At 69.2% G+C, this 24395-nt stretch carries 29 protein-coding genes; 18 read left to right on the forward strand and 11 right to left on the reverse strand.

Annotated features, from left to right (window positions below):
• From VIL67_RS06195 to VIL67_RS06225, 7 genes are all read left to right on the forward strand, one after another.
• Positions 1-442 (forward strand): UDP binding domain-containing protein (locus VIL67_RS06195; protein WP_332047999.1); only part of this gene is annotated, 442 nt, incomplete at its 5' end.
• A 580-nt stretch (positions 443-1022) separates the two neighbouring features.
• Positions 1023-2297: a heparin lyase I family protein gene (locus VIL67_RS06200; protein WP_332048000.1), complete on the forward strand. Its 1275-nt coding sequence runs from the start codon at positions 1023-1025 to the stop codon at positions 2295-2297.
• Positions 2298-2476: 179 nt separating this feature from the next.
• The gene (locus VIL67_RS06205) at positions 2477-2623 is read left to right on the forward strand and encodes a hypothetical protein (RefSeq protein WP_332048001.1); all 147 of its coding nucleotides are present in this window, start codon (positions 2477-2479) and stop codon (positions 2621-2623) included.
• A 240-nt stretch (positions 2624-2863) separates the two neighbouring features.
• Complete coding sequence (locus VIL67_RS06210) at positions 2864-3613, forward strand: Crp/Fnr family transcriptional regulator (RefSeq protein WP_332048002.1); 750 nt, start codon at positions 2864-2866, stop codon at positions 3611-3613.
• Positions 3614-3870: 257 nt separating this feature from the next.
• Positions 3871-5004, forward strand: a complete 1134-nt coding sequence (locus tag VIL67_RS06215; protein ID WP_332048003.1) for a sensor histidine kinase — start codon at positions 3871-3873, stop codon at positions 5002-5004.
• 216 nt (positions 5005-5220) lie between these two features.
• Positions 5221-5595, forward strand: coding sequence for a response regulator (locus tag VIL67_RS06220; RefSeq protein WP_332048004.1), 375 nt, complete (start codon positions 5221-5223; stop codon positions 5593-5595).
• A 94-nt stretch (positions 5596-5689) separates the two neighbouring features.
• Positions 5690-7210, forward strand: coding sequence for a sensor histidine kinase (locus tag VIL67_RS06225; protein WP_332048005.1), 1521 nt, complete (start codon positions 5690-5692; stop codon positions 7208-7210).
• An 8-nt stretch (positions 7211-7218) separates the two neighbouring features.
• Here the strand turns inward: VIL67_RS06225 and VIL67_RS06230 are convergent, their stop codons facing one another.
• The 3 genes from VIL67_RS06230 to VIL67_RS06240 all read right to left on the reverse strand — a co-directional run bounded on the left by VIL67_RS06230 (position 7219) and on the right by VIL67_RS06240 (position 8977).
• The gene (locus tag VIL67_RS06230) at positions 7219-7383 is read right to left on the reverse strand and encodes a response regulator (RefSeq protein WP_332048006.1); all 165 of its coding nucleotides are present in this window, start codon (positions 7381-7383) and stop codon (positions 7219-7221) included.
• Between the two features lie 62 nt (positions 7384-7445).
• Positions 7446-7601 carry a hypothetical protein gene (locus VIL67_RS06235; RefSeq protein ID WP_332048007.1) on the reverse strand — a complete coding sequence of 52 codons (156 nt, stop codon included), beginning with the start codon at positions 7599-7601 and terminating at the stop codon, positions 7446-7448.
• The gene (locus VIL67_RS06240) at positions 7598-8977 is read right to left on the reverse strand and encodes a sensor histidine kinase (RefSeq protein ID WP_332048008.1); all 1380 of its coding nucleotides are present in this window, start codon (positions 8975-8977) and stop codon (positions 7598-7600) included. Before VIL67_RS06240 ends, VIL67_RS06235 begins: the two co-directional genes overlap by 4 nt.
• 444 nt (positions 8978-9421) lie before the next feature.
• On the opposite strand from VIL67_RS06240, the gene VIL67_RS06245 reads away from it, so the two are divergent.
• Complete coding sequence (locus VIL67_RS06245) at positions 9422-9634, forward strand: hypothetical protein (RefSeq protein ID WP_332048009.1); 213 nt, start codon at positions 9422-9424, stop codon at positions 9632-9634.
• 27 nt (positions 9635-9661) lie between these two features.
• Here the strand turns inward: VIL67_RS06245 and VIL67_RS06250 are convergent, their stop codons facing one another.
• Positions 9662-9910, reverse strand: a complete 249-nt coding sequence (locus tag VIL67_RS06250) for a DUF2164 domain-containing protein (RefSeq protein ID WP_332048010.1) — start codon at positions 9908-9910, stop codon at positions 9662-9664.
• A 10-nt stretch (positions 9911-9920) separates the two neighbouring features.
• Positions 9921-10367, reverse strand: coding sequence for a GNAT family N-acetyltransferase (locus VIL67_RS06255; protein ID WP_332048011.1), 447 nt, complete (start codon positions 10365-10367; stop codon positions 9921-9923).
• 73 nt (positions 10368-10440) lie between these two features.
• Between VIL67_RS06255 and VIL67_RS06260 the strand changes: the two genes are divergently transcribed.
• The 9 genes from VIL67_RS06260 (at position 10441) to der (ending at position 17378) form a co-directional block, all read left to right on the forward strand.
• On the forward strand, positions 10441-10788 hold the full coding sequence (locus tag VIL67_RS06260; RefSeq protein WP_332048012.1) for an ArsC family reductase: 348 nt from the start codon (positions 10441-10443) through the stop codon (positions 10786-10788).
• Positions 10789-11039: 251 nt separating this feature from the next.
• The gene (locus VIL67_RS06265) at positions 11040-11234 is read left to right on the forward strand and encodes a hypothetical protein (protein WP_332048013.1); all 195 of its coding nucleotides are present in this window, start codon (positions 11040-11042) and stop codon (positions 11232-11234) included.
• An 87-nt stretch (positions 11235-11321) separates the two neighbouring features.
• Positions 11322-11705, forward strand: coding sequence for a DUF6249 domain-containing protein (locus VIL67_RS06270; RefSeq protein WP_332048014.1), 384 nt, complete (start codon positions 11322-11324; stop codon positions 11703-11705).
• A 27-nt stretch (positions 11706-11732) separates the two neighbouring features.
• Positions 11733-12314 carry an RNA polymerase sigma factor gene (locus VIL67_RS06275; RefSeq protein WP_332048015.1) on the forward strand — a complete coding sequence of 194 codons (582 nt, stop codon included), beginning with the start codon at positions 11733-11735 and terminating at the stop codon, positions 12312-12314.
• On the forward strand, positions 12307-12684 hold the full coding sequence (locus tag VIL67_RS06280; protein ID WP_332048016.1) for a hypothetical protein: 378 nt from the start codon (positions 12307-12309) through the stop codon (positions 12682-12684). Before VIL67_RS06275 ends, VIL67_RS06280 begins: the two co-directional genes overlap by 8 nt.
• Entirely contained in the window at positions 12685-13512 is an 828-nt protein-coding gene (gene panB, locus VIL67_RS06285) for a 3-methyl-2-oxobutanoate hydroxymethyltransferase (protein WP_332048017.1), read from the forward strand.
• An 87-nt stretch (positions 13513-13599) separates the two neighbouring features.
• Complete coding sequence (locus tag VIL67_RS06290) at positions 13600-14388, forward strand: tetratricopeptide repeat protein (RefSeq protein WP_332048018.1); 789 nt, start codon at positions 13600-13602, stop codon at positions 14386-14388.
• On the forward strand, positions 14385-15770 hold the full coding sequence (locus VIL67_RS06295) for a PQQ-like beta-propeller repeat protein (RefSeq protein ID WP_332048019.1): 1386 nt from the start codon (positions 14385-14387) through the stop codon (positions 15768-15770). Before VIL67_RS06290 ends, VIL67_RS06295 begins: the two co-directional genes overlap by 4 nt.
• Before the next feature lie 21 nt (positions 15771-15791).
• A complete protein-coding gene (gene der / locus VIL67_RS06300) occupies positions 15792-17378 on the forward strand; it encodes a ribosome biogenesis GTPase Der (protein WP_332048020.1) in 1587 nt (528 codons plus the stop codon).
• Here der and VIL67_RS06305 read toward each other — a convergent pair.
• From VIL67_RS06305 to radA, 5 genes are read right to left on the reverse strand one after another with little or no spacing between them, the layout of a single operon-like run.
• On the reverse strand, positions 17326-18078 hold the full coding sequence (locus VIL67_RS06305) for an SDR family NAD(P)-dependent oxidoreductase (protein WP_332048021.1): 753 nt from the start codon (positions 18076-18078) through the stop codon (positions 17326-17328). The two genes, der and VIL67_RS06305, sit on opposite strands and share 53 nt — an antisense overlap.
• Before the next feature lie 11 nt (positions 18079-18089).
• Positions 18090-19091 (reverse strand): bile acid:sodium symporter family protein, encoded by a 1002-nt coding sequence (locus tag VIL67_RS06310; RefSeq protein WP_332048022.1) that lies wholly within the window; start codon positions 19089-19091, stop codon positions 18090-18092.
• A complete protein-coding gene (purF, locus tag VIL67_RS06315) occupies positions 19088-20578 on the reverse strand; it encodes an amidophosphoribosyltransferase (protein ID WP_332048023.1) in 1491 nt (496 codons plus the stop codon). The genes VIL67_RS06310 and purF overlap by 4 nt, the downstream gene beginning before the upstream one ends.
• Positions 20575-21174 (reverse strand): CvpA family protein, encoded by a 600-nt coding sequence (locus VIL67_RS06320; protein ID WP_332048024.1) that lies wholly within the window; start codon positions 21172-21174, stop codon positions 20575-20577. Before VIL67_RS06320 ends, purF begins: the two co-directional genes overlap by 4 nt.
• Positions 21175-21182: 8 nt before the next feature.
• Entirely contained in the window at positions 21183-22553 is a 1371-nt protein-coding gene (radA, locus tag VIL67_RS06325; RefSeq protein ID WP_332048025.1) for a DNA repair protein RadA, read from the reverse strand.
• Positions 22554-22667: 114 nt separating this feature from the next.
• On the opposite strand from radA, the gene VIL67_RS06330 reads away from it, so the two are divergent.
• Positions 22668-23309: a Yip1 family protein gene (locus VIL67_RS06330; protein WP_332048026.1), complete on the forward strand. Its 642-nt coding sequence runs from the start codon at positions 22668-22670 to the stop codon at positions 23307-23309.
• Here VIL67_RS06330 and alr read toward each other — a convergent pair.
• The gene (gene alr / locus VIL67_RS06335; RefSeq protein ID WP_332048027.1) at positions 23295-24389 is read right to left on the reverse strand and encodes an alanine racemase; all 1095 of its coding nucleotides are present in this window, start codon (positions 24387-24389) and stop codon (positions 23295-23297) included. The two genes, VIL67_RS06330 and alr, sit on opposite strands and share 15 nt — an antisense overlap.
• Between the last annotated feature and the right edge of the window lie 6 nt (positions 24390-24395).

The raw sequence follows: 24395 nt of genomic DNA on the forward strand, positions 1-24395 counted from the left end.
GAAGGTCAACGACGCCCGCAAGAAGGCGATGGCCGACAAGGTGGCCGGCGCCGTGGACGGCGAGGACCTGGCCGGCAAGACCATCGGGGTGCTGGGGCTGACCTTCAAGCCGAACACCGACGACATGCGCGATGCGCCGAGTCTCGACATCGTGCCGGCCCTGCAGGCGCGCGGGGCGCGGGTGCAGGCCTTCGATCCGGCGGGCATGCACGAGGCGCAGCACATGCTGAAGGACGTGGAGTTCAAGTCGGATCCCTATGCAGTGGCGGAGGGGACCGACGCGCTCCTCATCATCACCGAATGGGACCAGTTCCGCGCGCTGGACCTCGACCGCATCAAGCTGCTGATGAACCGCCCGGTGCTGGTCGACCTTCGCAACATCTACCGGCCGGACGACGTCAAGGGGCGCGGCTTCGCCTACACGAGCATCGGCCGCGGCTGAGACACGGCGCGCCTTCCAGCCCGGGGTCTAGCGCAAAAGCATCTTTTTTTTCGCGGTCCGGCTTATCAGCTTTTCGCTGCTAGGTTGCGGCATAAATCCGAGATTCAGTCGCTCGTTGTGCGCTGGAATCTGGTGATCTGTGCGTGCTGTGGCGGTAGATCTTGCGATTCGGCAGTGACAACGCCTGCTCAGAAAGCACGAGCCGCGGCCCTGATCTCCCCGAGTGAGTATATGCGGAAGGGTGTGCCGCCCCTAACCAACGCGAAACTCGACTTTGACCGCAAATCGCCACACTTCGGCCAAGCCCTTCGCCTATCGATCAGCGTGGGCCGTTTTGGTCACAGTTGACTTCCTGATTTCGCCGACAAGCGACAACATAGAGCACTCTGTTATCTGGATATCCTTACGGGTTTCCTTGTTTCGCGCTGAGCGAGCCGGGGCGAGTCGCCGCATTTACTGCGCGCTCTAATGTATCTATCGCTGCGTCCGGAGGGGGCGAGCGCCGGTTGCGGCGTTCACCATCATGACAACCGATGAGCCGCCCCGTGCAGGTTTGGGGGCGGTAGCGAGGAACTGCGGCATGTATTTTGATGAGACGCCCTACGTGCTCCACAACTCCGGGGACACCTGGAGCTTCAGGCAGACCGGGGACGTTTACCGCTTCGAAGTCCGGTCTGGAGATCAGTGGCGCGAGCGGGACGGGACGAAGGAGCGTTCAGAGATCTCTGCGAAGGAGACCCTGGACTTCGACAAGCTCTACACGATGACCTACGACTTCATGATCGAACCCGGTCAGAAGATCACTTCGGATTGGCTCAATGTGGGCCAGTTCCACGGTACCCCTGATCTGGGCGATTACGGCTCGCTAGGGCCGGTGTTCGCCACTCAAATGTCTGGCGAGCACATGCGCTTCATCATGCGGACGGATCCGAACCCGATCACCGCATCACGGCCAGAAGACAAGGTGATCTATACCGACAAGTCGGACATCGTCCGCGGTCACTGGTACCAGATGAAGATCGAGATCCGCTTCGACCCCGATGGAGAGGGCCTGATCAAGGTCTGGCGCGACGGGGACCTACTCGTCGATTACAAGGGCGGCGTCGGGTACAACGACGCCCTTGGACCGTACTGGAAAATGGGGATCTATCGCGAATCCTCGCCTGAGACCCTGGCTGTGGATTACCGCAATTTCAGCATCGTCGAAGGCGGCGCCACTACGCCAACGCCGACCCCAACGCCGCCTACCTCCACATCGCCTGATCCTCTGGTCATTCGCGCCCCAAGCAATCAGGGGGCTCTGCTGCTCGGGGGTGGCGCTGCGGATCACCTCATTGGCGCCGGTGGGGCCGACACATTGGACGGCGGCGGCGGCGACGACTCGCTGACCGGCGGCTCCGGCCCCGACTCGTTGATGGGCGCCGGCGGTTCGGACACCCTCACGGCCGGTGGCGGTGACGACGGTCTGCTAGGGGGCGATGGCGCCGACCTGCTGAGAGGCAACGACGGCAGGGACACCTTGAATGGGGGCCTCGGAGCCGACACTTTGACGGGCGGGTCCGGGTACGACGTCTTCCGGTTGGCCACACGCGACGGAAGCGTCGACGTCATCACCGACTTCAGCAAGAGCGACAAGATCGAGCTCGATCTTCGTGGTCTCGGTGTGAGCGGCGGGCAGGTTCAGTTCATGGACGGCCTCGGGGCGGCCGCGACGTCCGCGGCGACGCTGCACTACACCGCCTCGAGCGGAGCGCTGTATTTGGATCTCGACGGCGGCGACGCCTACAACGCCGTGCAGATCGCCACCTTGTTGAACCACGCGTCCCTCAGCGCCAGCTCCTTCGTGTTCGCCTGAGTTCAGGGCGCGACATTAGGTCGTGGCATGCCTAGCGAGCCTCGCCCATTTCCGGGGCTCGCTAGGCGCACGGCATGCTGTGCGTCCGGATCAGGCGAACGTCCGCCCGTGTGGACCACCGATCAACATTCAGGCAGTGGTCGCCGTTCGCCTGAGGCGGATTGAACGAGGACCACGACATGCATCGCCCGTCCGCGGAGCCTTTCGGCCAGGAGAAGGGCGGCTTCCTCCGCATCCACCCGGTAGGCGAAGTGGCGCCAGCTCCCGCCCGGGCAGAGAAGACCCCAACCATCGCCCTGCCGAACCACGGTGAGCGTGAGTTCTGAGCGAAGTAACGTATCGGCTGGCGGTCTCATGGGCTTCTCCCGCCGCACGTGTAGACGTGTCGCCCCAGCAAGGAATTGACCTTTGGGCGGTTCTGCTGGCGAAAGCCCGCGGCGAAGCCTGGGAGTGGAATACGGCAAAGCTGGCTTCGAGCGTCAGCATCCCATCTACGATCTATTGCGGGCTCGGCCTGGGCTGCCTGCACCTGAGAGCCATCGTGCTCCCGCCTGATGGGAGCGCCAATGACCACTCGGCTGGCCGACCTGCCGGAACACGCCCGGTTGATCTCACGATTGCAGACTGCGGTGGATCTTCCACCGACGGCGATCCAGGCGCTGCTGAGCCTTCCCGTCATTCTCCAACAATTTGGGAAGGGCGAGGACATAGTGCGCGAGCGCGAGAGGCCAACGCACGTTTGTCTTCTGCTCGACGGGCTTGGGTGCCGCTATCGCAAGGTTGAGCCCGGCTCCAGGCAGATATTGGCCTTTCACATCGCTGGAGATATCCTGGACCTTCAGAGCCTGCACCTCTCGCAAACCGACCACGCCTTGGCGACGCTTACCCCCACGAGGGTTGCGTTCATCCCGCACGAAGACCTCCGGCAGCTCGTCTATAGCAACCCGGCGGTCTGCCACGTGCTCTGGCGCGAAACCTTGGTTGACGCGGCCGTCTACCGCGAGTGGCTGTGGGCGATCGGCCAATTGGGTTCCTATCCCCGCATCGCTCGTTTGATCTGCGAGTTGTTCGTGAAGCACCAGCTGGCCGGCCTGGTGCAAGGCCAGAGCTTCCGCCTGCCCCTCACTCAAGTGGATTTCGCGGACGCTCTCGGCCTCACGGCCGTGCATGTCAGCCGCGTGCTCCGTGAGCTCCGGCGCGAGGGGTTGCTGCAGGTTCGCGGCGGAACGGTCACCATCCTCGACTGGAGACGCACCGCGGAGGCTGGCTTGTTCGATCCGACGTACCTGCACACGACCCAAGCGCAGGCTGCGTGAGAGGGGAGGCGCCAACCTGCATCCAATCGGCTTCCGATGCGTGACCTGGCCGACCGCGGGGCTGACACCGTCCAGATGCGAAGATCTGGCGCGGCGCAGGCCCGGCGGCGTCGGGTTCGTCGGGGAATGATCAGAGCAGGTTAACCGATGTTCGGGCGGCGCAGTCGGCGCGCCAGCACTGTGCCCCGATGGAGCTCCGCCTTCCGGTCCGGGGACAGCCGGACGGCCCTGGTCGAGCTTTTCGCTGGGGGGCGCACATGGCTAATCGCGATGAGATGGTCCGGCGTCAGACGCTGCTGGCGTCCTTCGGTGAGGTCGCGCTGCGGAGCCAAGACCCCCAGGAGATACTCACCGAAGCCTGCCGCCTCGTTGCCGATGCGCTCGGGACTGATCTCGCAAAGGTCCTGGAGATTGACCATGACGCCCATGAGGCCCTGGTTCGGGCCGGCGTGGGATGGGCGCCCGGCGTCGTCGGCCAGGTCCGCGTCGCGCTACGTGAGAGGTCCTCCGAAGCCTACGCGATCAAATCTGCCGAGCCCGTGATCGCCCGGGACATCGAGAAAGAGGCCCGCTTCGTATTTCCTCAGTTCCTGCGCGAGCACGGCGTCGTCGCCATCGTCAACGTCCCCATCTTCCTGCCTGGGGGCGACGAGTACGGCCTCCTGCAGGTGGACGCCCGCGAGGCGCGAGACTTCGGGGATGAGGACATCGCGTTCCTCAAGACCTACGCGACGATACTTGGGCCGGTGATCGACCGGCTGCACAAGCTTGGCCAGCTTCAGTTCGCGAACGACCGAAACGCCATGCTTCTGCGCGAGCTGCAGCACCGGGTGAAAAACGATCTCGCGCTGGTCGCCACGATCATGCGGATGCGCTCGCGGAACGCCTCCGCCGCGGTGCAGGCCGAGCTAAAGACGATGATCGACCGGGTGGCGACGCTGGGGGTGCTTCACGATCAGCTCTATTCCCGTGGGCAGACTGATCGCGTGCCTCTGAGGTCGTACCTCACCGAGCTCGTGCAGCGCCTCACCACCCTGCATCAGGACGAGGCCGTTGGCGTCAACCTGACGATCGCTGCTCCGGACATTTCTGTCGCCCCCGATCTGGCGAGTTCTCTCGGCCTGGTGGTGAATGAGTTCACCACCAATAGCTTCAAACACGCCTTCCGAGGTTTGGGTGGGGTCCTCAGTCTCGAAGTGACCCTGACGGAACGCGGCGGTGTGATGTTTCAGATGGCGGACAACGGACCTGGCCTGCCCGTAGCTCGGACCAGCGACCACAGCGGGAGCGGTCTCACGATGATCGATGCGCTGGTTCGCCAGATGGGCGGCGTGGCGAAGTGGTCATCAGATGGCGGCGCGCGGCTGCAGTTCGAGTTTCGGCTCCGCTGAGGGGCCGGCTCTACGTTCGCGCCGCAGGGGGGCGCGGCATGTTTCCGGGTTCGCCCGTCAGCCTCGCGATCTGGATTGGCGGCCGGCGTGCGCATCCGCGGCGCGGATGCCGGTCGGGAGTAGCTCTCATTCGTGGCGCGGCCTAAGGTCGTCCCGACAGAGCCTCCTGCGGACCGATGTCGGCCCGTCCGGTGAGCGGCGCGAGCGGAGACCGACATGGCGGCGGCGGAGCGGCCCCTCGAAGGACTGTCGGTGCTGGTGCTTGAGGACGACTTCTACCTGGCCGAGGACGCCCGGGAGGCGCTTGAGGCCGCCGGCGCCGCCGTCCTGGGGCCCTGCCGCGACGCTGCGGCCGCCGTCGACCTGGCTGAGCGCCGACGGCCGGACTTTGCCCTGCTGGACATCAACCTGGGTGAGGGGCCGCAGTTCGGGCCCGCTCGAACCTTCCGCGACCGCGGCGTGCCGTTCCTGTTCATGACCGGCTACGACGCCGACGTGGTGCCCGGCGACCTGCAGGACGTGGAGCGGCTGGAGAAGCCGGTCGCGGCCCCGCGCCTAGTGGCGGCCGTGGCGCGGGCGTGCCGCGCCTGACGAGCCAGGCAAGCTCCTCCGCGATGGCCGCTGCGATAGCTGCAATTGACACACCCGCGCAGCGAAGGGCGCCGCGCGGCGTTCAGGGGGCGGCATGGCCGACCAACAGGAACTTCTGAGGCGCCAACGCGCGCTCGCCGACTTCGGCGAGTTCGTCCTCGACCACGATGACCTCCAGGCCGTGCTCGACGAAGGGTGCCGCCTCGTGGCCGAGGCGCTCGGCGCCGAGCTGGCCAAGGTGCTGCAGATCGACCGCGGATCGAACTCGGCGCTGGTCCGGGCAGGCGTGGGTTGGCGCCCGGGGATCGTCGGCCGCCAACGCGTGGATCTCACCGAACGTTCGTCGGAGACCCACGCCATCGAAACCACCGAGCCGGTGATCACCAACAACATTGAGCGGGAGACGCGGTTCGACTTTCCGCAGTTCCTGCATGATCACGGCGTGATCGCCCTGGTGAACGTGCCGATCCTGCTGCCGGGCCGGACGCCCTACGGCGTGCTGCAGGTGGACGCGAGGGAGCCGCGCGAGTTCGACCAGCAGGACATCGAGTTCCTGAAGACCTACGCGATGGTGCTCGGACCCGTGGTGGATCGGCTGAAGACGGTCGTTGAACTGCGCGAGACGGACGAGCGCCTTCGGTTGCTGGTCGACAGCGCCCGCGACTACGTGGTCGTGGTCAGCGACGCCGACGATCTGATCACCGACTGGCTCGGCGGATCCGAGGCGATCCTCGGGTGGTCGGAGGACGAGGTGCTGGGCAAGTCCACGGCCCTGATGTTCACCAAGGAGGATCGCGACGCCGGGGCTCCCGAACGTGAGCTGGGGGTGGCCCGGAGAAAGGGATCGTCGCCCAATCTCCGGTGGCACCTGCGCAAGGATGGCGGCCTGGTCTTCCTCGACGGCCAGACGATTGCGCTGAGGGACGGGGAGGGCAGCCTTCGGGGCTATCTGAAGATCGCCCAGGACGTCACCGAGCGCAGGCGAGCCGAAGAACGGCAGGCCGTGCTCACCGCGGAGCTGCAGCACCGGGTGCGAAACGTCCTGGCCATGGTGAGCGCCCTGGTGAGGCGCACCGTCAAGGGCGACGCGGCTCAGGCGATCTCCGAACAGCTTCAGGGGCGGATCGACGCCATGGCCCGCACCCAGGCCCTGCTGACGCGCGCGGTCGGCCAGGGGGTGGATCTGGAGAACCTGGTGAAAGAAGAACTGCTCGCGCAGAGCGCCGACGGCGAGGCCGCCTCGGTCGCCGGGCCACAGGTGAAGCTGTCGCCGAAGGCGGCGGAGGTCCTGACGCTCGCCATCCACGAACTGGCCACCAACAGTGTGAAGTACGGCGCCCTCGGACAAGACGGCGGCAGGCTGGCGGTGGCCTGGCGGCGCGACGAAGCCCACGGCGCGGAGTGGCTCCGTTTCGAGTGGGTGGAAACGGGCCTCCATCTGCCCCCGACCGAAGATCGGCGCAGGGGCTTCGGGACCGAGCTGATCACCCGGCGTGTGCCCTACGAACTCCGGGGCCATGGCCACATGGACATGCGTCCGGAGGGCGTTCGCTGCACCATGGAGATCCCGCTGGTGGCGGGGGAGAGCATCCTGGAGACGGGGAGTCCGGCCTGAGGCTCCCCTTAGGATGTGCCGGTGAGCGCGGCCATGACGGCGGCTTCGAGAGCCCGTGCGGTGACGGGCTTCTGCGCGTGCGGGCAGCCCTGCCACCGCGCGGGCAGGGCGGACAGGTCGTAACCTGTCAGGAAGACGAACGGCACGCCGCGGGCGAGAAGCGCCTCGGCCATGGGGAAGACTTCAGCGCCGTCGAGGTTGTTGTCCAGGAGCGCCAGGTCCGGGTTGGCGTGGTTCAGAAGCTCGAGGCCGCGGGCAAGGTAGGCGCCGGGCCGATGACCTCGCCGCCGAGGGCCGCAACTTCATCGCAGAGGTCCGTCGCGATCAGGTAACGGTCCTCGATAACCAGCACCCGTTTGCCCTTGAGGATCGGCTCGCCGGCCGAGCTCACGGTGTCGTATCCATCTGCAGGCCCGAGAGGTCGGCGGACACTTCGCTGAGCGGCATCTCGATGGTCGCCCGAACGCCCCCGCGCCGGAACTCCAGGGCGGTGGTGGCGCCCAGCTCATGGGGCAGTCCGCGCTCGATCAGCTCCCGGCCGAAGCCGGAGCGGGCCGGGGCCACCGGCAGGGCGCGGACGCCGCTCTCCTGCCAGACGAGGGAAAGTCGCGGGCCTCGGCTGGTCGTCACGATGCGCCACTGCACCTTGAGCCTGCCATTCGGTTCTGAGAGCGCGCCGTACTTCAGGGCGTTCGTCGTGAGCTCGTGTATCGCCAGCGAGACGGTCTCAGCCGCCTCGTGCTTGAGCTTCAGCTCGGGGCCGTCGATCTCCAGCTGGTCCTCGGCTGCCGCCACGGCCAATAGCTCCTCGCGGATGATCTCCTCCAGGTCCATGGCGCCTTCGCCGGTCCGGCTGAACACGCTCTGGGTGCGGGCCAGCGTCGACAGACGTCCTTCCAGGTGGCTGGCGAGCTCCTCCATGCTGGAGGCCTTGCGAACGGATCGCACGACGATGGACCGCACCACGGCCAGGATGTTGCGCACCCGGTGCTGCAGCTCGCCGAGCAGGAGCCGCAGGCGGGTTTCGGTCTGCTTCCGCTCCGTGATGTCTTGGGTCACGCCCAGCATGCGCCGTCCGCTCTCCGCCTGCTGCATGCGTCCGGTCGCCGCCAGCCAGCGCACCGACCCGTCAGGCCGCACGATGCGCCACTCCAGGTCGATGGCGCCGCTCTCCCGCGCCTCCTGCCAGGCGCTCTCGTAGGCCGCCCGGTCATCCGGCAGGAGACGCCACTCGCTGGTGGGCGGCGGCTCCGCCGCCTCGGGCAGCCCCCAGAGGCGGTACACCACCGGCGACCACCAGCTCTCGTCGGTGTCGAGATCCCACTCCCAGATACCGACCCCGGCGAGGTTCTGCGCCTCGCCGAACCGCCGCTCGCTGGCGTGCAGGGCGGTTTCCGCTTCGCTCCTGCCGGGGATCTCCACGAAGGTCGCCACAACGCCCTCCATCGCGTTGTTCGCCGACCTGTGGGGCAGCAGGCGCGCGAGGAAGCGCCGGTCGTGCTCGGCGCTCGCCACCTCGCGCTCCACCGGGGCAAGGCTCTTCAGGAGCTTCCGGACGTCGGCCTCCAGCTCGGGATAGTCGATCCGCGCCGTCAGGTGGCCGAGCGGCCGGCCGATATCGGCATCGGTGAGGTGGAACACTTGGGACGTGGCCCGGGTGAAGCTGCGCAGCCGCAGGTCGTTGTCGACGAAGACGACGGCGATCTGGGTGCTCTCCAGCAGGTTGTTGAGCTCGGAGTCGAAGCTGGCCCGTTCGCTGGTCGCCATCGTTCACCCACCTCGCGGCTTGGTATCTAGCCTCAGTCCCATCGGGTCAGAAGCCCTGTGACCGCCATGCGTTCGGTGCACGGAATCCTGGCGCCAAGCCGTGCGGCGCCGGCGAGCGTCAGCGCTGCGCCCCTCGTCTCGGGCGCGTCGCCGGGGCGCCGCTGCCTGCGGAGCCTTGGATGACCAGGACGTTCTTCTCCGCCATGGCTCCTGCCGTCCCGCCGAAGAGCGCAACCGCGCTGGACGCGTCAGGTTCCGGCGTTCAGGGCCAGCCTGGCTCGCTGCTCGCTCCCGTCTAGATCCAGCGGCGCCTGCACCGGAGCGCCTCACGCGGGCGTGAGCAGTCGTCCGGCGCCGTCGGACCGCGGAATAACATGGGTGAGCGCGCTCTATTCCGCCTGCCGCTATCAAGCCGATCCGGGTAGGTGAACATGGAGGGCGTCGATGAAGACCGTCAGAGTGACGCCTGTGCAGGGCGGCTGGATGGTGAACTGCGATCTCGCGGCTCCGACCATGTTCAGCTCTGGGGCGACCGCGGAACGGAAAGCCAGAGAGCTGGGCCGGCTGATGGCGCGCGTGGACCAGACCGAGATCCTGATCCACGACCGCCAGGGGCTGATCGTCGGTTCCACCGTCATGGGCTCCGGCCGATCCTGACCCGTTGCGGTGGCTGACGCGCTCGGCCTAGAGCCGCGCCGGCTTCTCGATCTCGAGGATGGCGTCGCCGATCTGCTCCAGCTTGGCCTGCAGGATGGCCTGGGCGTCGGCGAGCCCCTGGTTGTAGTAGTGCGGCCCAAGCGTCTCCCCCAGGAAGTCGACCAGCAGGACCGCGTCCATGCCGCCGATCTCCACGTCGAGCTCGTCCTTCAGGTAGCGGGTCAGGGCGCGCGCCATGGCGTCGCGGACAGGCTTCTCCAGCTCGATCCGGGCCATCTGCGGCTCCTCAGAGGGCGAGATTGTAGGTCAGGAAGGCGTCGCTGCGCGCCCAGCCCTTGTGGGCGTAGACCGACTGCGCGGTGTGGTTGTCGACCGCCGTCGACAAGGTCAGCCGCACCGCGCCCATCCGACGGCCGAACTCCGCCGCGGCGTCGAGCAGCCGGCCGCCCACATCCTTGCCCCGGTGCGCGGGCGCCACGAACAGGTCGTTGAGCACGAAGATCCGCGCGCAGCCCACCGAGGTGAAGCTCGGATAGAGCTGGGTGAAGCCGGCCGGCTGGCCATCAGCCACCGCCAGCAGGATCGCCGAATCCATGTGCCGGAAGCGGTCCTGCAGGAAATCGCGCGCCACGGCCAAGTCCGAGGGCTGGCCGTAAAACTGCCGGTAGCCGTCGAACAGCGGTGTCACCGCGTCCAGATCCGCGATGCTCGCGTGACGGATCTCGACGGTCATGGTCACCTCCGATGCGCCGACTCGAGGGCTGCTATAGCAGCGCCTGTCACTTCGCTACACCTGGAGCCACCCCGTGCCCGCCACCCTCTATGGCATCCGCAACTGCGACACGATGAAGAAGGCCTGGACCTGGCTGGACCAGAACGGCGTCGCCTACGATTTTCACGACTACAAGAAGCAGGGCGTCGACCGCGCGACCTTGGAGGGCTGGGTCGAGCAGCTGGGCTGGGAGCTGCTGCTGAACCGCGCCGGGACCACCTTCCGCAAGCTGCCCGAGGCGGAGCGGCAGGACCTCGACCGCGAGAAGGCGATCCGCCTGATGCTGGAGCAGCCCTCGATGATCAAGCGTCCGGTGCTCGACGCGGGCGGGCGCCTGCTCGTCGGCTTCAAGCCCGGTGAATACGAGACCTTGAAGGGCTGACGAAAAAGGCTCCGGCCCTGCATCGGAGCGTCACCTTGGCGGCGACTACCGCGCGAAAGGGCAGGGGGAACGGCCTCCGCCCGCAAGGAGTCGGACCATGGAAGACCTGTTCCGCAGCTACTGGTGGCTAATGTTCCCGCTGGGGTTCTTCATCTTCGGAGCCTGGGATCGCTGGCTCCTCTACCGCCGCAGCCGCGACCACCTCGAGCTCCTCAAGGCCTACACCAGCCAGGGGAAGGAGCCGCCGCTGGATGGTCATGGTGGCCGGCGCCTCCATCCTCGGTGCGCTCGCCCTCTGGGCGGCTTGGCCCGCCCTGCACCCGGCCATTCTGGCGGTGTCGCGGGGGCTCGCCCCGGCGCTCGCGGCCCTGGCGTTGGCCGGCTGCACGGTCTTTCTGTTCGGCGAACGGAGCGGTCCTGCCGGAATCATGGACAAGATTTCATAGCCCAGCCTGCATCTGCCGGTTCAGGCCCGCGCCTCTTCACTTGCGAGAGGCCGGTCGTCGGGGCCGGCTACAAGGAGACTACACGCTATGGAAGGCATCCTGGTTCCGATCTCGTTCTTCGCGATGATCGCCGCGATCGTCGTCGTTCCGCGCTACTTCAAGAGCCAGGAACGGCAGAAGATGGCCGAAACCATCCGCACCGCCATCGACAAGGGCCAGCCGCTGCCGCCCGAGGTGGTCGACGCCATGACCAGCGACCTGAAGGTCAAGGGCCTGCCGCCGTCGCCTCAACGGGACCTGCGCACCGGCGTGATCTGGCTGTTCGTGGCGGGCGGCCTCGCCGCTTTCGGTCTGCTGGTGGGCGTGGAAGAGCCGGACGCCACCTACCCGCTGCTGGCCTTCGCCGCCTTCCCCGCCTTCGTCGGGGCGGCGTTCATCGCGCTCGGCCTGCTCAACAAGTCGAAGCCGTAAGCCGCGGGATCCGGGGGAACCAAGCCCATGCCGGGCGCAACAACAACGGCCCTGGCCAGCCTGCACGACGTGGAGCTCTGCGCTCGCGCCGCCGCCGGTGAGCGCAAGGCTTTCGGCGAGCTCGTCCGCCGCCACGGCTCGGCCGTGCGGGGTCTGCTGCGCCGGATGGGGGCGCAGGCCGCCGAAGCCGACGACGTAGCGCAGGACGCCTTTCTGGTCGGGTTCGAACGCATCGCCGAGTTCCGGGGGCAGGGCGCCTTCGTCGGCTGGATCAAGAAGATCGCGGCGCGGCTCTACCTGCGCCGCCTGCAGCGGGAGCGCAGGCTGGGGATCTTCGCCGCCGAGGGCGAGCACGAGATGGAGGCTGAACGCGGCGATGCAGACGGCCGGATCGACCTGGACGAGGCGCTCAAGGGGCTGGGCCCCAGCGAGCGCATGTGCGTCTCGCTCTGCTTCGGCGCCGGGCTGTCGCACGCCGAGGCGGCGGAAGCCTTGAACCTGCCGCTGGGAACGGTCAAATCGCATGTCAAACGTGGTCTGGATAAGCTCAGAACGCGACTGGCGCCGGCCGACGGCGCGCGGGTGGAAGGGAGGCGCGGCAATGGTTGAGGTGGAATTCGAACGCCGCCTCGAGCGCCTGTTCGCCGACGCGCCCGAGCTGCCCGACTGCGGCGCCTTCGCCGAGGGGGTGGAGCGTCGCCTCGACCGAGGCTGGACCACACGCCGCTGGCTGATCGGCGCGGCGGGCGTCGCCGGCGGAATCATCGGGGCCAGCCAACTGGTCATGTCCAACATCGTCCAGCGGGTAGAGAACGCCGAGGACTCAGCCCGCATCCTCCGGACGGGCCTGGGTCAGGTGGCGCCGCAGGCCGAGTGGATGTCGCTGCTGGGATCGGGCGGGACCATGGTATGGATCGCGTCCGGGTTGGCGGTGCTCGCCATGGGCTTCGTGCTGACCCGGGTGATCGAGGAGATCTGAGTGTCGTCCCACCGTCAGGAAGCCGTCCGGCGCCTCGCTGCGCCGGACATCGCCGCGCGCAAGGGCAAGGCGCCGATCGTCTGCCTCACGGCCTACACGGCGCCCGTGGCCGAGATCCTCGACGAGCACTGCGACCTGCTGCTCGTGGGCGATAGCGTCGGCATGGTCGTCCACGGCCTGCCCAACACCGTCGGCGTCACGCTGGAGATGATGATCCTGCACGGCCAGGCGGTGATGCGCGGCGCGCGCAAGGCCATGGTCGTGGTCGACATGCCCTTCGGCTCCTACGAGGGCGCGCCGGAAGAGGCCTACGCCAACGCCGCGCGGGTGATGAAGGAGACGGGCGCCGGCGCTGTGAAGGTCGAGGCAGGCCCCGCCGTGGTCGGTACGATCGACTACCTGGTCAAGCGCGGCATCCCGGTGATGGGCCACGTGGGCCTGCGCCCGCAGGCCGTGCTGGTGGACGGCGGCTTCAAGGCCAAGGGCAAGGCCGGCGAGGAGCGCCGCCGCATCCTCGAGGAGGCCCGCGCCACCGCCGAGGCCGGCGCCTTCGCCGTCGTTGTCGAGGGGGTCGCCGAGGGCCTGGCCCGCGAGATCACCGAAGCCATCGAGGTCCCCACGATCGGCATCGGCGCCTCAGCCGGCTGCGACGGCCAGATCCTCGTCACCGATGACATGCTCGGCCTGTTCGATTGGACGCCCAAATTTGTCCGCCGATACGCCGACCTGCGCGGCGAGATCGCTCGCGCCGCCTCGTCGTACGCCGAGGACGTCCGCGCCCGCCGCTTCCCGGGTCCGGCGGAGATCTACTTCGCCAAGGCGGGTTGACCCGCACGTTGCGGCGCAGGGCGGCGCGCTATAGGTTCCCCGCCTCTGGCTGACAGCCCCTAAGACAAGAGTCCGGAGTCCCCGTTCGTGACGGATCTGTTTGAAGAGGTCGAGGAGCAGCTCCGCTCCGACCGGTACCGGACGCTTGCGCGTAAGGCCTCGCCTTGGGTGCTCGCCGTGCTGGCCGCCGCCCTGATCGCGGCCCTCGCCTGGTGGGGCTGGACGAGCTGGCGCGACCGTGAGGCCGCCAAGGCTTCGGAGCAGTACGCCGCCGCCCTCGACGCCTTCTCCCAGGGCGACCAGACCAAGGCCGCCCAGCTGTGGTCGGACGTGGCCAAGTCGCCGTCGAGCGGCTTTAAGACGCTTGCCTTGATGCAACTCGGCGGCCTGCAGATCGCCGACGACAAGGTGCAGCCGGCGGTCGCCTACTTCGACCAGGCTGCCGAAGCGGCGCCGGACGAGATCCTCGCGGACGCCGCGCGCCTCAAATCCGCCTTGGCCTTGCTGGACACCGCGCCTTATGCCGAGCTGGAGAAGCGCTTGAATCCCCTCATTGAGGATGGCCGTCCGTACCGGATCCAGGCCCGCGAAGCCCTGGGCTTCGCCAAGCTCATGAAGGGCGACACGACCGGCGCGCGCAGCGACTTCCTGGTGGTTTCGGCCAGCCTCGATGCGCCGGAAGGCGTGCGGGCTCGCGCCAAGGCGGCCATCGACCTGATCGATTCCGGCTCGGCCAAAGCCCTGGCGGCCACCGTCAAGGCGGCCGCCGCCCTGCCGCGCCAGCAAGCCCCCGCGGGCCTTCTGCCGCCTGGCGCCCTGCCGCCGGAGATGGCGGCGCCTCCGCAAGCCCAACCGCAAGCCCCCGGTCCTCAATGACGTCTCGCCGTAAAACCCTCCTGGCCGTCGCCCTGATCGCCGCGCTCGGCGCGAGCGGCTGCTCGACGCTGGGTCGCCTCAATCCGTTCGACCGGGACAAGGGTCCGCAGGAGACCGCCGGCGAGGGGGAGCGCATCTCGATCGTGCCGGCCGACCAGGTGCTGGAGCCCGCCGAGGCGCTCAAGGGCGTCGAGTTCTCCCTGCCGACCGCGACGGCCGTGGCCGACTGGCCGCTGCCGGGCGGCACGACCGAACAATGGGTCGGCAATGTCGATGCTGCGCCCGCGCTTTCCGTGGCCTGGCGCAAGGGCTTCGGCGAGGGCTCCGGCGGCGGCCGGCACGTCACCGCTCCGCCCGTGGCCGCTGAGGGCAAGATCTTCGTGATGGACGCCGAGGCGACCGTGACTGCCTTCGACGCCCGCACGGGCGCGCAGGTCTGGCGGCGTGACGTGCGTCCTGGCGACAAGCGCGACCGCGAGGCGTTCGGCGGCGGCATCGCTTACGGAGACGGCAAGCTCTACGTGACCTCGGGCTACCGCGTGGTCGCCCAGTTGGACGCCAAGACCGGCGCCGTCGGCTGGACGACCCGCACCGAGCAGCCCATCCATGGCGCTCCGACGCTCGCCGCCGGCCGGGTCGCCGCGGTGGCCATCGACAACACCCTGCTCACGTTTGACACCGCCACCGGCGCGCCCGCCTGGACCTACCAGGCGCTGAGCGAGTCGGCCCGGATCCTGTCGGCTTCCAGTCCGGCGGTCTCCGGCGACACCCTGGTCGCGGCCTTCGGCTCCGGCGAGCTCATTGCGCTGCGGGCCGCCAACGGCAACGACCTCTGGAACGAGGCCCTGTCGCGCGCCAGCCGCACCAGTGCGCTGTCGGAGATCCGCGACATCCCGGGCCGTCCGGTCATCTACCAGGGCGACGTCTACGCGGTCAGCCACTCGGGCGTGTTCGCGGCCATCGACCTGCGCACCGGCCAGGCGCGCTGGCAGCTGCCCGTGGTGGGCGTCACGACCCCCTTGCCCGCCGGCGACGTGGTCTACGTGGTCGGACGGGACGGGCGCGTCGTCTGCGCCTCGCGCGAAACCGGCCAGATCTACTGGATCCGGGACCTGAACGAGGGCTTCCGCGCCAAGCGTCGCGGCGGGATCTTTGGCGTGGGCGGCCGTATCGCGGTGCGTCCCGTGTGGTCGAGCCCGCTGCTCGCCAACGACCGACTGATCCTGGCGGGCTCGTCGGGCGACCTGGCCGTGCTGAACGCCAAGACCGGCGAGGTCACCCGTCGTGTCGACATCGGAGCGCCGGTTCTGCTGGCGCCGATCGCGGCGGGCGACACCATCTATGTGGCGACTGACCGCGCCCAGCTCATCGCCCTGCGCTGAGCGGTCGATTAAGCTGACGCCATGGCGCTGAAACTCGCGATCGTCGGGCGTCCCAACGTCGGCAAGTCCACCCTGTTCAACCGGCTGGCGGGCAAGAAGCTCGCCATCGTCGACGACCAGCCCGGCGTCACCCGCGACCGCCGCTTCGCCAGCGGCCGGTTGGGCGACCTCGACCTGGAACTGATCGACACCGCCGGATTCGAGGACGTCTCTGACGAAAGCCTCGAGTCCCGGATGCGCCAGCAGACCATCCGCGCCATCGAGGAGGCGGACGTGGCGCTCTTTGTCGTCGACGCCCGCGACGGCGTTGTGGCCCTCGACGAGGTGTTCGCCGAGATCCTGCGCCGTCACGACAAGCCAGTCGTCCTGGCCGCCAACAAGGCGGAGGGCCGTCAGGGCGACCAGGGGATCCTCGAGGCCTTCGGCCTGGGCCTTGGGGAGCCGATCCCCATTTCCGCCGAGCACGGCGAGGGCATGGCCGATCTCTATGCCGCCATCGCCGCCGTCGCTCCGGACGAGGACGAGGGGGACGAGGACGAGAGCGACAAGCCTGTGCGTATCGCCATCGTGGGCCGTCCCAACGCCGGCAAGTCCACCCTGGTGAACCGGCTGATCGGGGAAGACCGCCTGCTCACCGGGCCCGAGGCGGGCATCACTCGGGACGCTATTCCGGTAGACTGGGAGTGGGACGGCCGCGCCGTTCGCCTCGTGGACACCGCCGGCCTGCGTCGGAAGGCGAAGGTGCAGGAGAAGCTCGAGAAGCTCTCCACCCAGGACACCATCCGCGCCATCACGTTCGCCGAGGTGGTGATCCTGGTGATGGACGCCACCCATCCCTTCGAGATCCAGGACCTGCAGATCGCCGACCTGGTCGAGCGCGAAGGCCGCGCCCTGGTCTTCGCCCTGACCAAGTGGGATCTCGTGGAGGATCCGCAGGCGCGACTGCAGGAGGTGATCGAAGAGGCCGGCCGCCAGCTGCCGCAGGTTAAGGGCGCCCCCGTGGTCGCGCTCTCGGCCGAGACCGGCCGCGGCCTGGACCGGCTGATGCCCGCGGTGTTCAAGACCTACGGCGACTGGTCGACGAAGGTGAAGACCCGCGACCTGAATGACTGGCTGCAGATGGCGATGCAGCGCCATCCGCCGCCGTCGGTCGGCGGGCGCCGGATCAAGCCCAAGTACATGGCGCAGACCAAGGCCCGGCCCCCGACCTTCGTGCTGTTCTCCAGCCGCGCGGACCAGCTGCCGGAGACCTACCGGCGCTACCTGATCAACTCGCTACGCGAGAGCTTCGACCTGCCGGGCGTGCCGCTGCGGGTCAGCCTGCGCTCGAACAAGAACCCCTATGCCGAGGGCGAGGAGAAGAGCGGCCCAGCCCCCAAGCGCGCTGAGCCCGGTCCGCGGACGGGACTGGTGGCCAAAACCCGTATCGCCGCCGCGGCCAAGGCCAAGGCGGGCGCCGAGGCGTCGTCGAAGCCGAAATCGGCAGCCAAGCCCAAGCCAAAGCCGAAGGCCGGCGCACCCCGTGGCCGGGCCCAGAAGCTCACGCGTCCCGGCGTCAAGCCGAAGCGGGCGTCGCGGCCTTCGACCACTCGGCGAACGCCACGGTGACATCCGGCAGGCCGAGGGTCTCGGCCTGCGCCAGTTGCAGGATGAGCGGCGCGATCTCCGCCGGGTCGGGCAGGGTGGTCGGATCCTCGCCCGGCATGGCCTCGGCGCGCATGCGGGTGCGCATGGGGCCGGGGTTCAGCAGCACGGCGCGCACCTTGGTGTGCTCCAGCTCGTCGGCCCAGGTGCGGACAATCGCCTCCATTCCGGCCTTGCTGGCCGCATAGAGCCCCCAGAACGCCGCGGGCCTGGAGGCCTTGCCGCTGGTCAGGAAGATCGCGCGCGGCCGCTCGGCCGCCTTCAGCAGGGGCTCGGTCGTGCGGATCAGCCGCCAGGTAGCCGTCAGGTTCACGGCCATCACCCGGTCCCAGTGCTTCGGCTCGATATGGGCCACAGGCGTGATCGCGCCGAGCACGCCGGCGGCGTGGACGAGGATGTCCAGCCGGCCGAAGCGTTGGTGGATGGCGTAGCCGAGCTGATCGATGCCGTCGGCCTGGCCAAGATCCATCGGGACCAGGGTCGCCGACTGGCCGGTCAGGCGGCGGATCTCGTCGTCGAGGTCCTCCAGCCCGCCCGGGTTCAGCGCGACCGCGACCACATGGGCCCCGGCCTCGGCGAGGGCGAGGGCGGCTGCCCGGCCGATGCCGCGGCTGGCGCCGGTCACGAGTGCGATCTTGTTGGCGAGGGGAAGGCGTTCCGACATGGGGCCGCTCTCTAGCGGCTCTCGCTCTCCAAGTCGCCCCGCTTTGCGTAGCGCTGGGCGATCATGGCGCAGGCGATCAGCTGGACCTGGTGGAAGATCATCAGCGGCAGGATGGCGATCCCCGCGGTGGCGGCCGGGAACAGCAGTCCGGCCATGGGCGCGCCGCTGGCCAGGCTCTTCTTCGACCCACAGAAGACGATCGCGACCTCGTCTTCACTGGAGAAGCGGAGCGCCCGAGCGAGGAGCCAGGTGACGGCGAGCACGACCGCCAGCAGGACGCAGCAGAGGACCAGCAGCCGCACGAGGTCCAAGGCGCCGATCCGGCTCCACACCCCGCCGACCACGGCGCCCGAGAAGGCCGTGTAGACCACGAGCAGGATCGACCCGCGGTCGGCATAGGAGAGCATCTTCGCCCGATCCTTGATCCAGCCGCTGATCCACGGCCGCAGCGCCTGGCCGGCCACGAAGGGGACCAGCAGCTGCAGGACGATAGCCTGCACGGCGTGCGCGGACACCGCGCCCTGAGCATGCAGGAGGCCGGCGACCAGCAGGGGCGTCAGCGCCACGCCCAGCAGGTTGGACGCCGAGGCCGCGGCGATGGCCGCCGCCACATTGCCCCGGGCGATGGACGTGAAGCCGATGGAGGACTGGATGGTCGAGGGCAGGCAGCCCAGGAAGACGATGCCGCCAGCAAGCGCGGGCGGAGTAATCCAGGCCGGCAGGGCGGCCAGGCCCAGGCAGAGCAGCGGGAACAGGGCATAGGTCGCCGCCAGCACCACCAGGTGCAGACGCCAGTGAGTCAGCCCCTGGACCACGGCTTCGCGCGACAGCTTCGCCCCGTGCAGGAAGAAGACGAAGGCGATGGCGATCTTGGTGGCCCACTCGAACGCCGTCGCCGCCGCGCCGCGGGCGGGCAGCAAGCTGGCCGCCGCCACCATCCCGAAGATCAGGACGATGTACCAGTCGGGCTTCAGCCGGCCGAGCCAGCTGGCCCGCGCAGGCGCCTCGCTCACGCGTCGACCAGGAACGACAGCTGGCGCTCGACGGCCTCGTTTCGACCCTCGGCGATCTCCCGGTCCAGCAGGCGGGTGGGATAGTCGCCGGTGAAGTAGTGGTCGGTGAACTGCGGCTGGGCGGCGTTGCGCGCACCCGCCTCCATGGCCCAGTAAAGCCCGTCGACCGACAGGTACCCCATGGAGTCGACGTTGAGGATGCGGGCGATCTCTTCCACCGAGTGGTTCGCGGCGAGCAGCTTCTCGCGATCCGGCATGTCGATGCCGTAATAGTCCGGCCACTGGATCGGCGGCGAGGCGGACCGCAGGTGGACCTCCGCGGCGCCCGCTTCGCGGACCATCCGCACCACGCGCACCGAATTGGTGCCGCGCACGATCGAGTCGTCGATCAGCATGACACGCTTGCCGGCCAGAACGGCGCGGTTGGGCGACAGCTTCATGCGCACGCCCATCTCCCGCTGGCCCTGGGTCGGCTGGATGAAGGTGCGGCCCACATAGTGGTTGCGGATGATGCCCATCTCGAACGGCACGCCCGCCTCCTGGGCGAAGCCGAGCGCGGCGGGCACGCCCGAGTCCGGCACCGGCACCACCACGTCGATGTCGGCGGGGCTTTCCATGGCGAGGCGGCGGCCCATCCGCTTGCGGACCTCGTAGACCGACTTGCCGTTCACCACCGAGTCCGGCCGGGCGAAGTAGACGTATTCGAATATGCAGGGCCGGGCCTGGCGGGCCGGGAAGGGGCGCAGGCTGCGGATGCCCTTCTCGTCGATCACCACCATCTCGCCGTGCTCGATGTCGCGCACGAAGCTCGCGCCGACCATGTCGAGCGCGCAGGTCTCCGAGGCCAGGACGGCCTTGCCCTCCAGGTCCCCGAGCACCAGAGGCCGGATGCCGAGGGGGTCGCGGACGCCGATCAGCTTCTTGTTGGTCAGCGCCACGAGGGCGTAGCCGCCTTCGATCTGCGACAGGGCGTCGGTGAAGCGGTCGATGAACTTCGCCTTCCGGGAGCGGGCGATCAGGTGGAGGATCACCTCGGAGTCGGAGGTCGACTGGAAGATCGCCCCATCCGAGACCAGCTGCTCGCGCAGGGTGAGGAAGTTCGTCAGGTTGCCGTTGTGGGCCAGGGCCACGCCGCCGGCTTCCAGGTCCGCGAACATCGGCTGCACGTTGCGGATGAACGAGCCGCCGGCCGTGGAGTAGCGGGTGTGACCGATGGCCGAACGGCCAGGCAGGCGGGTCTCGATCCCGCCGCCGCCGAAGGCGTCGCCCACATGGCCCATGTGTCGTTCGGTGTGGAAGCGCTGCCCGTCGAAAGCGGCGATGCCGCAGGCTTCCTGACCGCGGTGCTGCAGAGCGTGAAGGCCGAGCGCCGTCAGCGCCGAGGCCGCGTCCACGTCATGGATCCCGAAGACGCCGCACTCCAGCCGAGGCGTGTCGTCGTCCGGGTCACGAACCGGTGCGGACCATCGGTCGTGGGCCTCAGTCATCGGGATCTCTCCGCCTCGCCGCCGCGTTGCGGCGCCTCGTAGCCGTCCGTCATCGTCCTGTCACCCGTCCCGTCGCTCAGCGCCTTGCCGAACGCGGGCGCCAGCTTGCCGGCCATGTCGAGCCCCTGGGGCGCCAGCGCCTTCAGGACGTTCCCCATGTTCCGGGCCAGCGGCCAGGTCTTCGCCTCGGTGATCCAGCGCGGCTGCAGGTCGGCCGGGGTGGCCGCATTGAACATCAGATAAAGGGCGCCCAGCACCAGCAGGCCGCGGCCCAGGCCGATAGCCAGTCCCACGCTGCGGTCGAGCGCGCCCAACAGATCGGTGCGCTGGATCTGCCGCGCAACGCCTGCGCCGATCAGCCGCAAGGCCACATAGGCGATGGCGAAGGTGAGGATCAGGGCCGCCACCGTGCCCAGCCAGTCTGGCCGCACCACCTCGCGGACCATGGGCGCAAACAGCGGCAGGCCGAAGATCGCGATCAGCGAAGCCGCGACCAGGGCGAACAGGGCCGCCACCTCCCGCGCCGCGCCGCGGGCGAAACCGACCGCCGCGGATATGGCCAGCAGGCCCAGGAGGATGACGTCGAATTTCGTCACTGAGGTCCCTAGTTCCAATCCCCGTCGCCGATGCGCCGGATGGCGTCGGCCAGGCGGCTTACGCCGGTCACCCGAAGCGACGGCTGGGCGTCGGCGTCGCCCGGCGCGAAAGCTCGGCGGAAGCCCAGCTTGGCGGCTTCCTTCAGCCGGGAGTCCATCCGGCTCACCGGCCGCACCTCGCCCGAGAGGCTGATTTCGCCGAACACCACGCAGTCCTGCGGCAGCGCCTGGTCCAGCGCCGACGAGGCCAGGGCCGCGGCCGCCGCGAGATCGGCCGCCGGCTCGCTGATGCGCAGCCCCCCGGCGACGTTCAGATAGACATCGCGGTCGCCGAAACCAAGGCCGCACCGGGCCTCCAGCACCGCAAGGACCATCGCCAGCCGCCCCGAGTCCCAGCCGACCACCGCCCGCCTGGGGGTGCCGTAGGCCGAGGGCGCCACCAGGGCCTGGAACTCCACCAGGACGGGACGCGAGCCCTCGATGCCGGCGAACACCGCCGCGCCTGCCGCCCGCTCGCCGGAGGTGTTGAGGAACAGGGCCGAGGGGTTCTTCACCTCGCGCAGGCCGGCGTCCCCCATCTCGAAGACGCCGATCTCGTCGGTGGCCCCGAAGCGGTTCTTGGCCCCCCGGAGGATCCGGAACGGATAGCCCCGCTCGCCTTCGAAAGCGAAGACGGCGTCCACCATGTGCTCCACGACCCGGGGGCCCGCGATCGCGCCCTCCTTGGTCACGTGGCCCACCAGGATCACCGCTACGCCCTGCTTCTTCGCCAGCCGGACCAGCTCGCCGGCCGCCGCCCGCACCTGGGTCACCGAGCCGGGCCCCGCCTCGTGCTGGTCGCTCCACATGGTCTGGATGGAATCGATAACCGCCAGGTCGAAACGGTCGCGCTTCAGGCCGTCCACGATGGTCCGCAGCGAGGTTTCCGCGGCCAGCTTCACGGGCGCGTCGGCCAGGCCCATCCGCTGGGCGCGGCCGCGCACCTGCTCCACGGCCTCCTCACCCGAGATGTAGGCGCAGGAGACGCCCCGGCGCGCGGCCATGCCGGCCACCTGCATCAGCAAGGTGGACTTGCCCACCCCGGGATCTCCGCCCAGCAGGATGGCCGAGCCCGGCACGACGCCGCCGCCGCAAACCCGGTCGAACTCGTCTACTCCGGTGGCGATGCGGGGCGGGGCAGGGGTGGCGTCCTCGAGCCCCTCGAACGCCAGGCCCCGGGTCGTCTTCGCGCCACGGGTGGGCGCCAGCGCGCCGGGGGGCCGCGCCTGCACCTCTTCCACGAGGTTGTTCCAAGCGCCACAGCCCTGGCACTGGCCAGCCCACTTTGTCTGGACCGCGCCACAGGACTGGCAGACGTAGACGGCGCCGTCGCGGGCCAAGGGTCGCTCCTGATTCGGCAGGCCGTCAGTCTAGCCGACCCTTGCGCCCGGCGTCTGTGCGGCGGCTTGCCGTTCGTCTAGGCTGGCGGCGGGACTTGGGCTGGAGGCGGGTTGGTGAGCGTGGTGGAGCCGGGGCCGGCGCGCGGGACGCTCGCGCGCGTGGGCGGGATGATGTTCCGTCCCGGCCGCACCTGGGACGAGCTGGCCGAGGAGCCGGCCGCGGCCCGCGACCTGATCCAGCGCTACGTCGCCCCGCTCGCCGCCGTGCCGGCCGTCTGCGGCCTCATCGGTATGATGTTGTTCGGCTACTCCATCGCCGGCATCGGCTTCCAGGCCAACCCGCTCACCGCGGTCATCGAGGCCGCCGCCGACTTCTCGCTGACGCTCGGAGCCGTCCTGCTGATCGCCTGGGCGATCCATGGGCTGGCCCGGCCATTCGGCGCCACCCCCGGCTACGGACAGGCGCTGAAGGTCGCCGCCTATTTCCCGACCGCCTACTGGGTCTCCGGGGTCTTCTCCATCTATCCGAGCTTCGGCCTGCTCGCGGGCATGCTAGCGGCCCTCTACAGCCTGTATGCGATGCACCTTGGATTGAAGCGGCTGATGGCCCCGCACCCGGACCACGCGCTCAGCTACTTCGCCACCGTGCTCGGCGCGGTCCTGGTGATCACCGCGCTCAAGGCCTTCCTCGTGGGCCGCGCCGCCGAACTCGGGGGACCGCTCCGGACGGCCGCGGCGGTCTCAGGCTTCGCCTAGGTAGACCCGCTCGGCCCGCGTGCTCAGGCGCACGAGCACCTCGTGGGCGACGGTGCCGGCGGCGGCCGCCTGGTCGTCCAGCAGGGCGTTGGGGCCCAGCAGCTCCACATGCTCGCCGATCCGGGCTGGGGCGTCGCCGATCTCGACGGCGATCAGGTCCATGGTGACGATGAGGATCGGCCGTCGCTGGCCCGCGAACCAGGCGTAGCCGCCGCCCATCCCGGCGCGGAGCACGCCGTCGCTGTATCCCGCCGCCAGGATCGCCGCCCGCACCGGCCGGTCCACCGTGACCCGCGCGCCGTAGCCGATCCGGTCGCCGGGACGGTAGGTTCGCACGTCGAGGATCGGAGCCGTGAGTGTGGCGACGGCCCGCAGCCGCGGATCCGGCCGCTCCTCTGGACCGCCGCCATAGAGGCTCACGCCTGGCCGCACCATGTCGAACCGGTAGTCGGCGCCCAGGAAGGCGCCCGCCGAGGCCGCCAGGCTTTGCCGCGCATGCGGGAACAGCGACGCCGCCGCCCGGAACGCAGCCAGCTGGGCGGAATTGCGCGGATCCGCCGGCTCGGTGGCCGAGCCGAGGTGGCTCATGAGCAGGGTGACGTCGAGCCCGTCCAGGCCGTCCGATGACTGGGCGAGAGCCCGCGCGTCGTCCAGCGTCAGACCCTGCCGGTTCATGCCGGTGTCCACGTGCAGCGCCACGGGCCAGGGACGTCCGGACTGGCGGGCGAAGGCGCTTGCCGCCGCCACCTGGGGCAGGGCGCAGATCACCGGCGTGAGGCCAGAGGCGGCCAGCCTGGGCCCGGCCCCCGCCGTCACGCCGTCCAGCACATAGATCGTGGCGTCGCGCTGCGGGCCCAGAGCACGCCGCAGCGCCTCGCCCTCCTCGAGGCGCGCCACAAAGAAGCTCCGCGCGCCCTCCGCCCGCAGTCGCCGGGCCAGCGGGGCTGCGCCCAGGCCATAGCCGTCCGACTTGACCACCGGCGCGACTTCAGCGCTGGCGGCCTCGTCCCGCAGGACGGCCAGATTGTGGGCGAGCGCGTCGAGGTCGACCGTCAGCCGCGCCCGGGCGGAAGACTCCATACGCCC

Origin of the sequence: Phenylobacterium sp., from assembly GCF_036563385.1 — a bacterium.
Lineage (GTDB): Bacteria > Pseudomonadota > Alphaproteobacteria > Caulobacterales > Caulobacteraceae > Phenylobacterium.

Bases quoted from the DNA above. Each gene is read 5' to 3' on its own strand.
- VIL67_RS06200 (WP_332048000.1), top strand. From the start codon at position 1,023: ATGTATTTTGATGAGACGCCCTACGTGCTCCACAACTCCGGGGACACC.
- VIL67_RS06205 (WP_332048001.1), top strand. From the start codon at position 2,477: ATGCATCGCCCGTCCGCGGAGCCTTTCGGCCAGGAGAAGGGCGGCTTC.
- VIL67_RS06210 (WP_332048002.1), top strand. From the start codon at position 2,864: ATGACCACTCGGCTGGCCGACCTGCCGGAACACGCCCGGTTGATCTCA.
- VIL67_RS06215 (WP_332048003.1), top strand. From the start codon at position 3,871: ATGGCTAATCGCGATGAGATGGTCCGGCGTCAGACGCTGCTGGCGTCC.
- VIL67_RS06220 (WP_332048004.1), top strand. From the start codon at position 5,221: ATGGCGGCGGCGGAGCGGCCCCTCGAAGGACTGTCGGTGCTGGTGCTT.
- VIL67_RS06225 (WP_332048005.1), top strand. From the start codon at position 5,690: ATGGCCGACCAACAGGAACTTCTGAGGCGCCAACGCGCGCTCGCCGAC.
- VIL67_RS06230 (WP_332048006.1), bottom strand. From the start codon at position 7,383: ATGGCCGAGGCGCTTCTCGCCCGCGGCGTGCCGTTCGTCTTCCTGACA.
- VIL67_RS06240 (WP_332048008.1), bottom strand. From the start codon at position 8,977: ATGGCGACCAGCGAACGGGCCAGCTTCGACTCCGAGCTCAACAACCTG.
- VIL67_RS06245 (WP_332048009.1), top strand. From the start codon at position 9,422: ATGAAGACCGTCAGAGTGACGCCTGTGCAGGGCGGCTGGATGGTGAAC.
- VIL67_RS06250 (WP_332048010.1), bottom strand. From the start codon at position 9,910: ATGGCCCGGATCGAGCTGGAGAAGCCTGTCCGCGACGCCATGGCGCGC.
- VIL67_RS06255 (WP_332048011.1), bottom strand. From the start codon at position 10,367: ATGACCGTCGAGATCCGTCACGCGAGCATCGCGGATCTGGACGCGGTG.
- VIL67_RS06265 (WP_332048013.1), top strand. From the start codon at position 11,040: ATGGTCATGGTGGCCGGCGCCTCCATCCTCGGTGCGCTCGCCCTCTGG.
- VIL67_RS06270 (WP_332048014.1), top strand. From the start codon at position 11,322: ATGGAAGGCATCCTGGTTCCGATCTCGTTCTTCGCGATGATCGCCGCG.
- VIL67_RS06275 (WP_332048015.1), top strand. From the start codon at position 11,733: ATGCCGGGCGCAACAACAACGGCCCTGGCCAGCCTGCACGACGTGGAG.
- VIL67_RS06280 (WP_332048016.1), top strand. From the start codon at position 12,307: ATGGTTGAGGTGGAATTCGAACGCCGCCTCGAGCGCCTGTTCGCCGAC.
- VIL67_RS06295 (WP_332048019.1), top strand. From the start codon at position 14,385: ATGACGTCTCGCCGTAAAACCCTCCTGGCCGTCGCCCTGATCGCCGCG.
- der (WP_332048020.1), top strand. From the start codon at position 15,792: ATGGCGCTGAAACTCGCGATCGTCGGGCGTCCCAACGTCGGCAAGTCC.
- VIL67_RS06305 (WP_332048021.1), bottom strand. From the start codon at position 18,078: ATGTCGGAACGCCTTCCCCTCGCCAACAAGATCGCACTCGTGACCGGC.
- purF (WP_332048023.1), bottom strand. From the start codon at position 20,578: ATGACTGAGGCCCACGACCGATGGTCCGCACCGGTTCGTGACCCGGAC.
- alr (WP_332048027.1), bottom strand. From the start codon at position 24,389: ATGGAGTCTTCCGCCCGGGCGCGGCTGACGGTCGACCTCGACGCGCTC.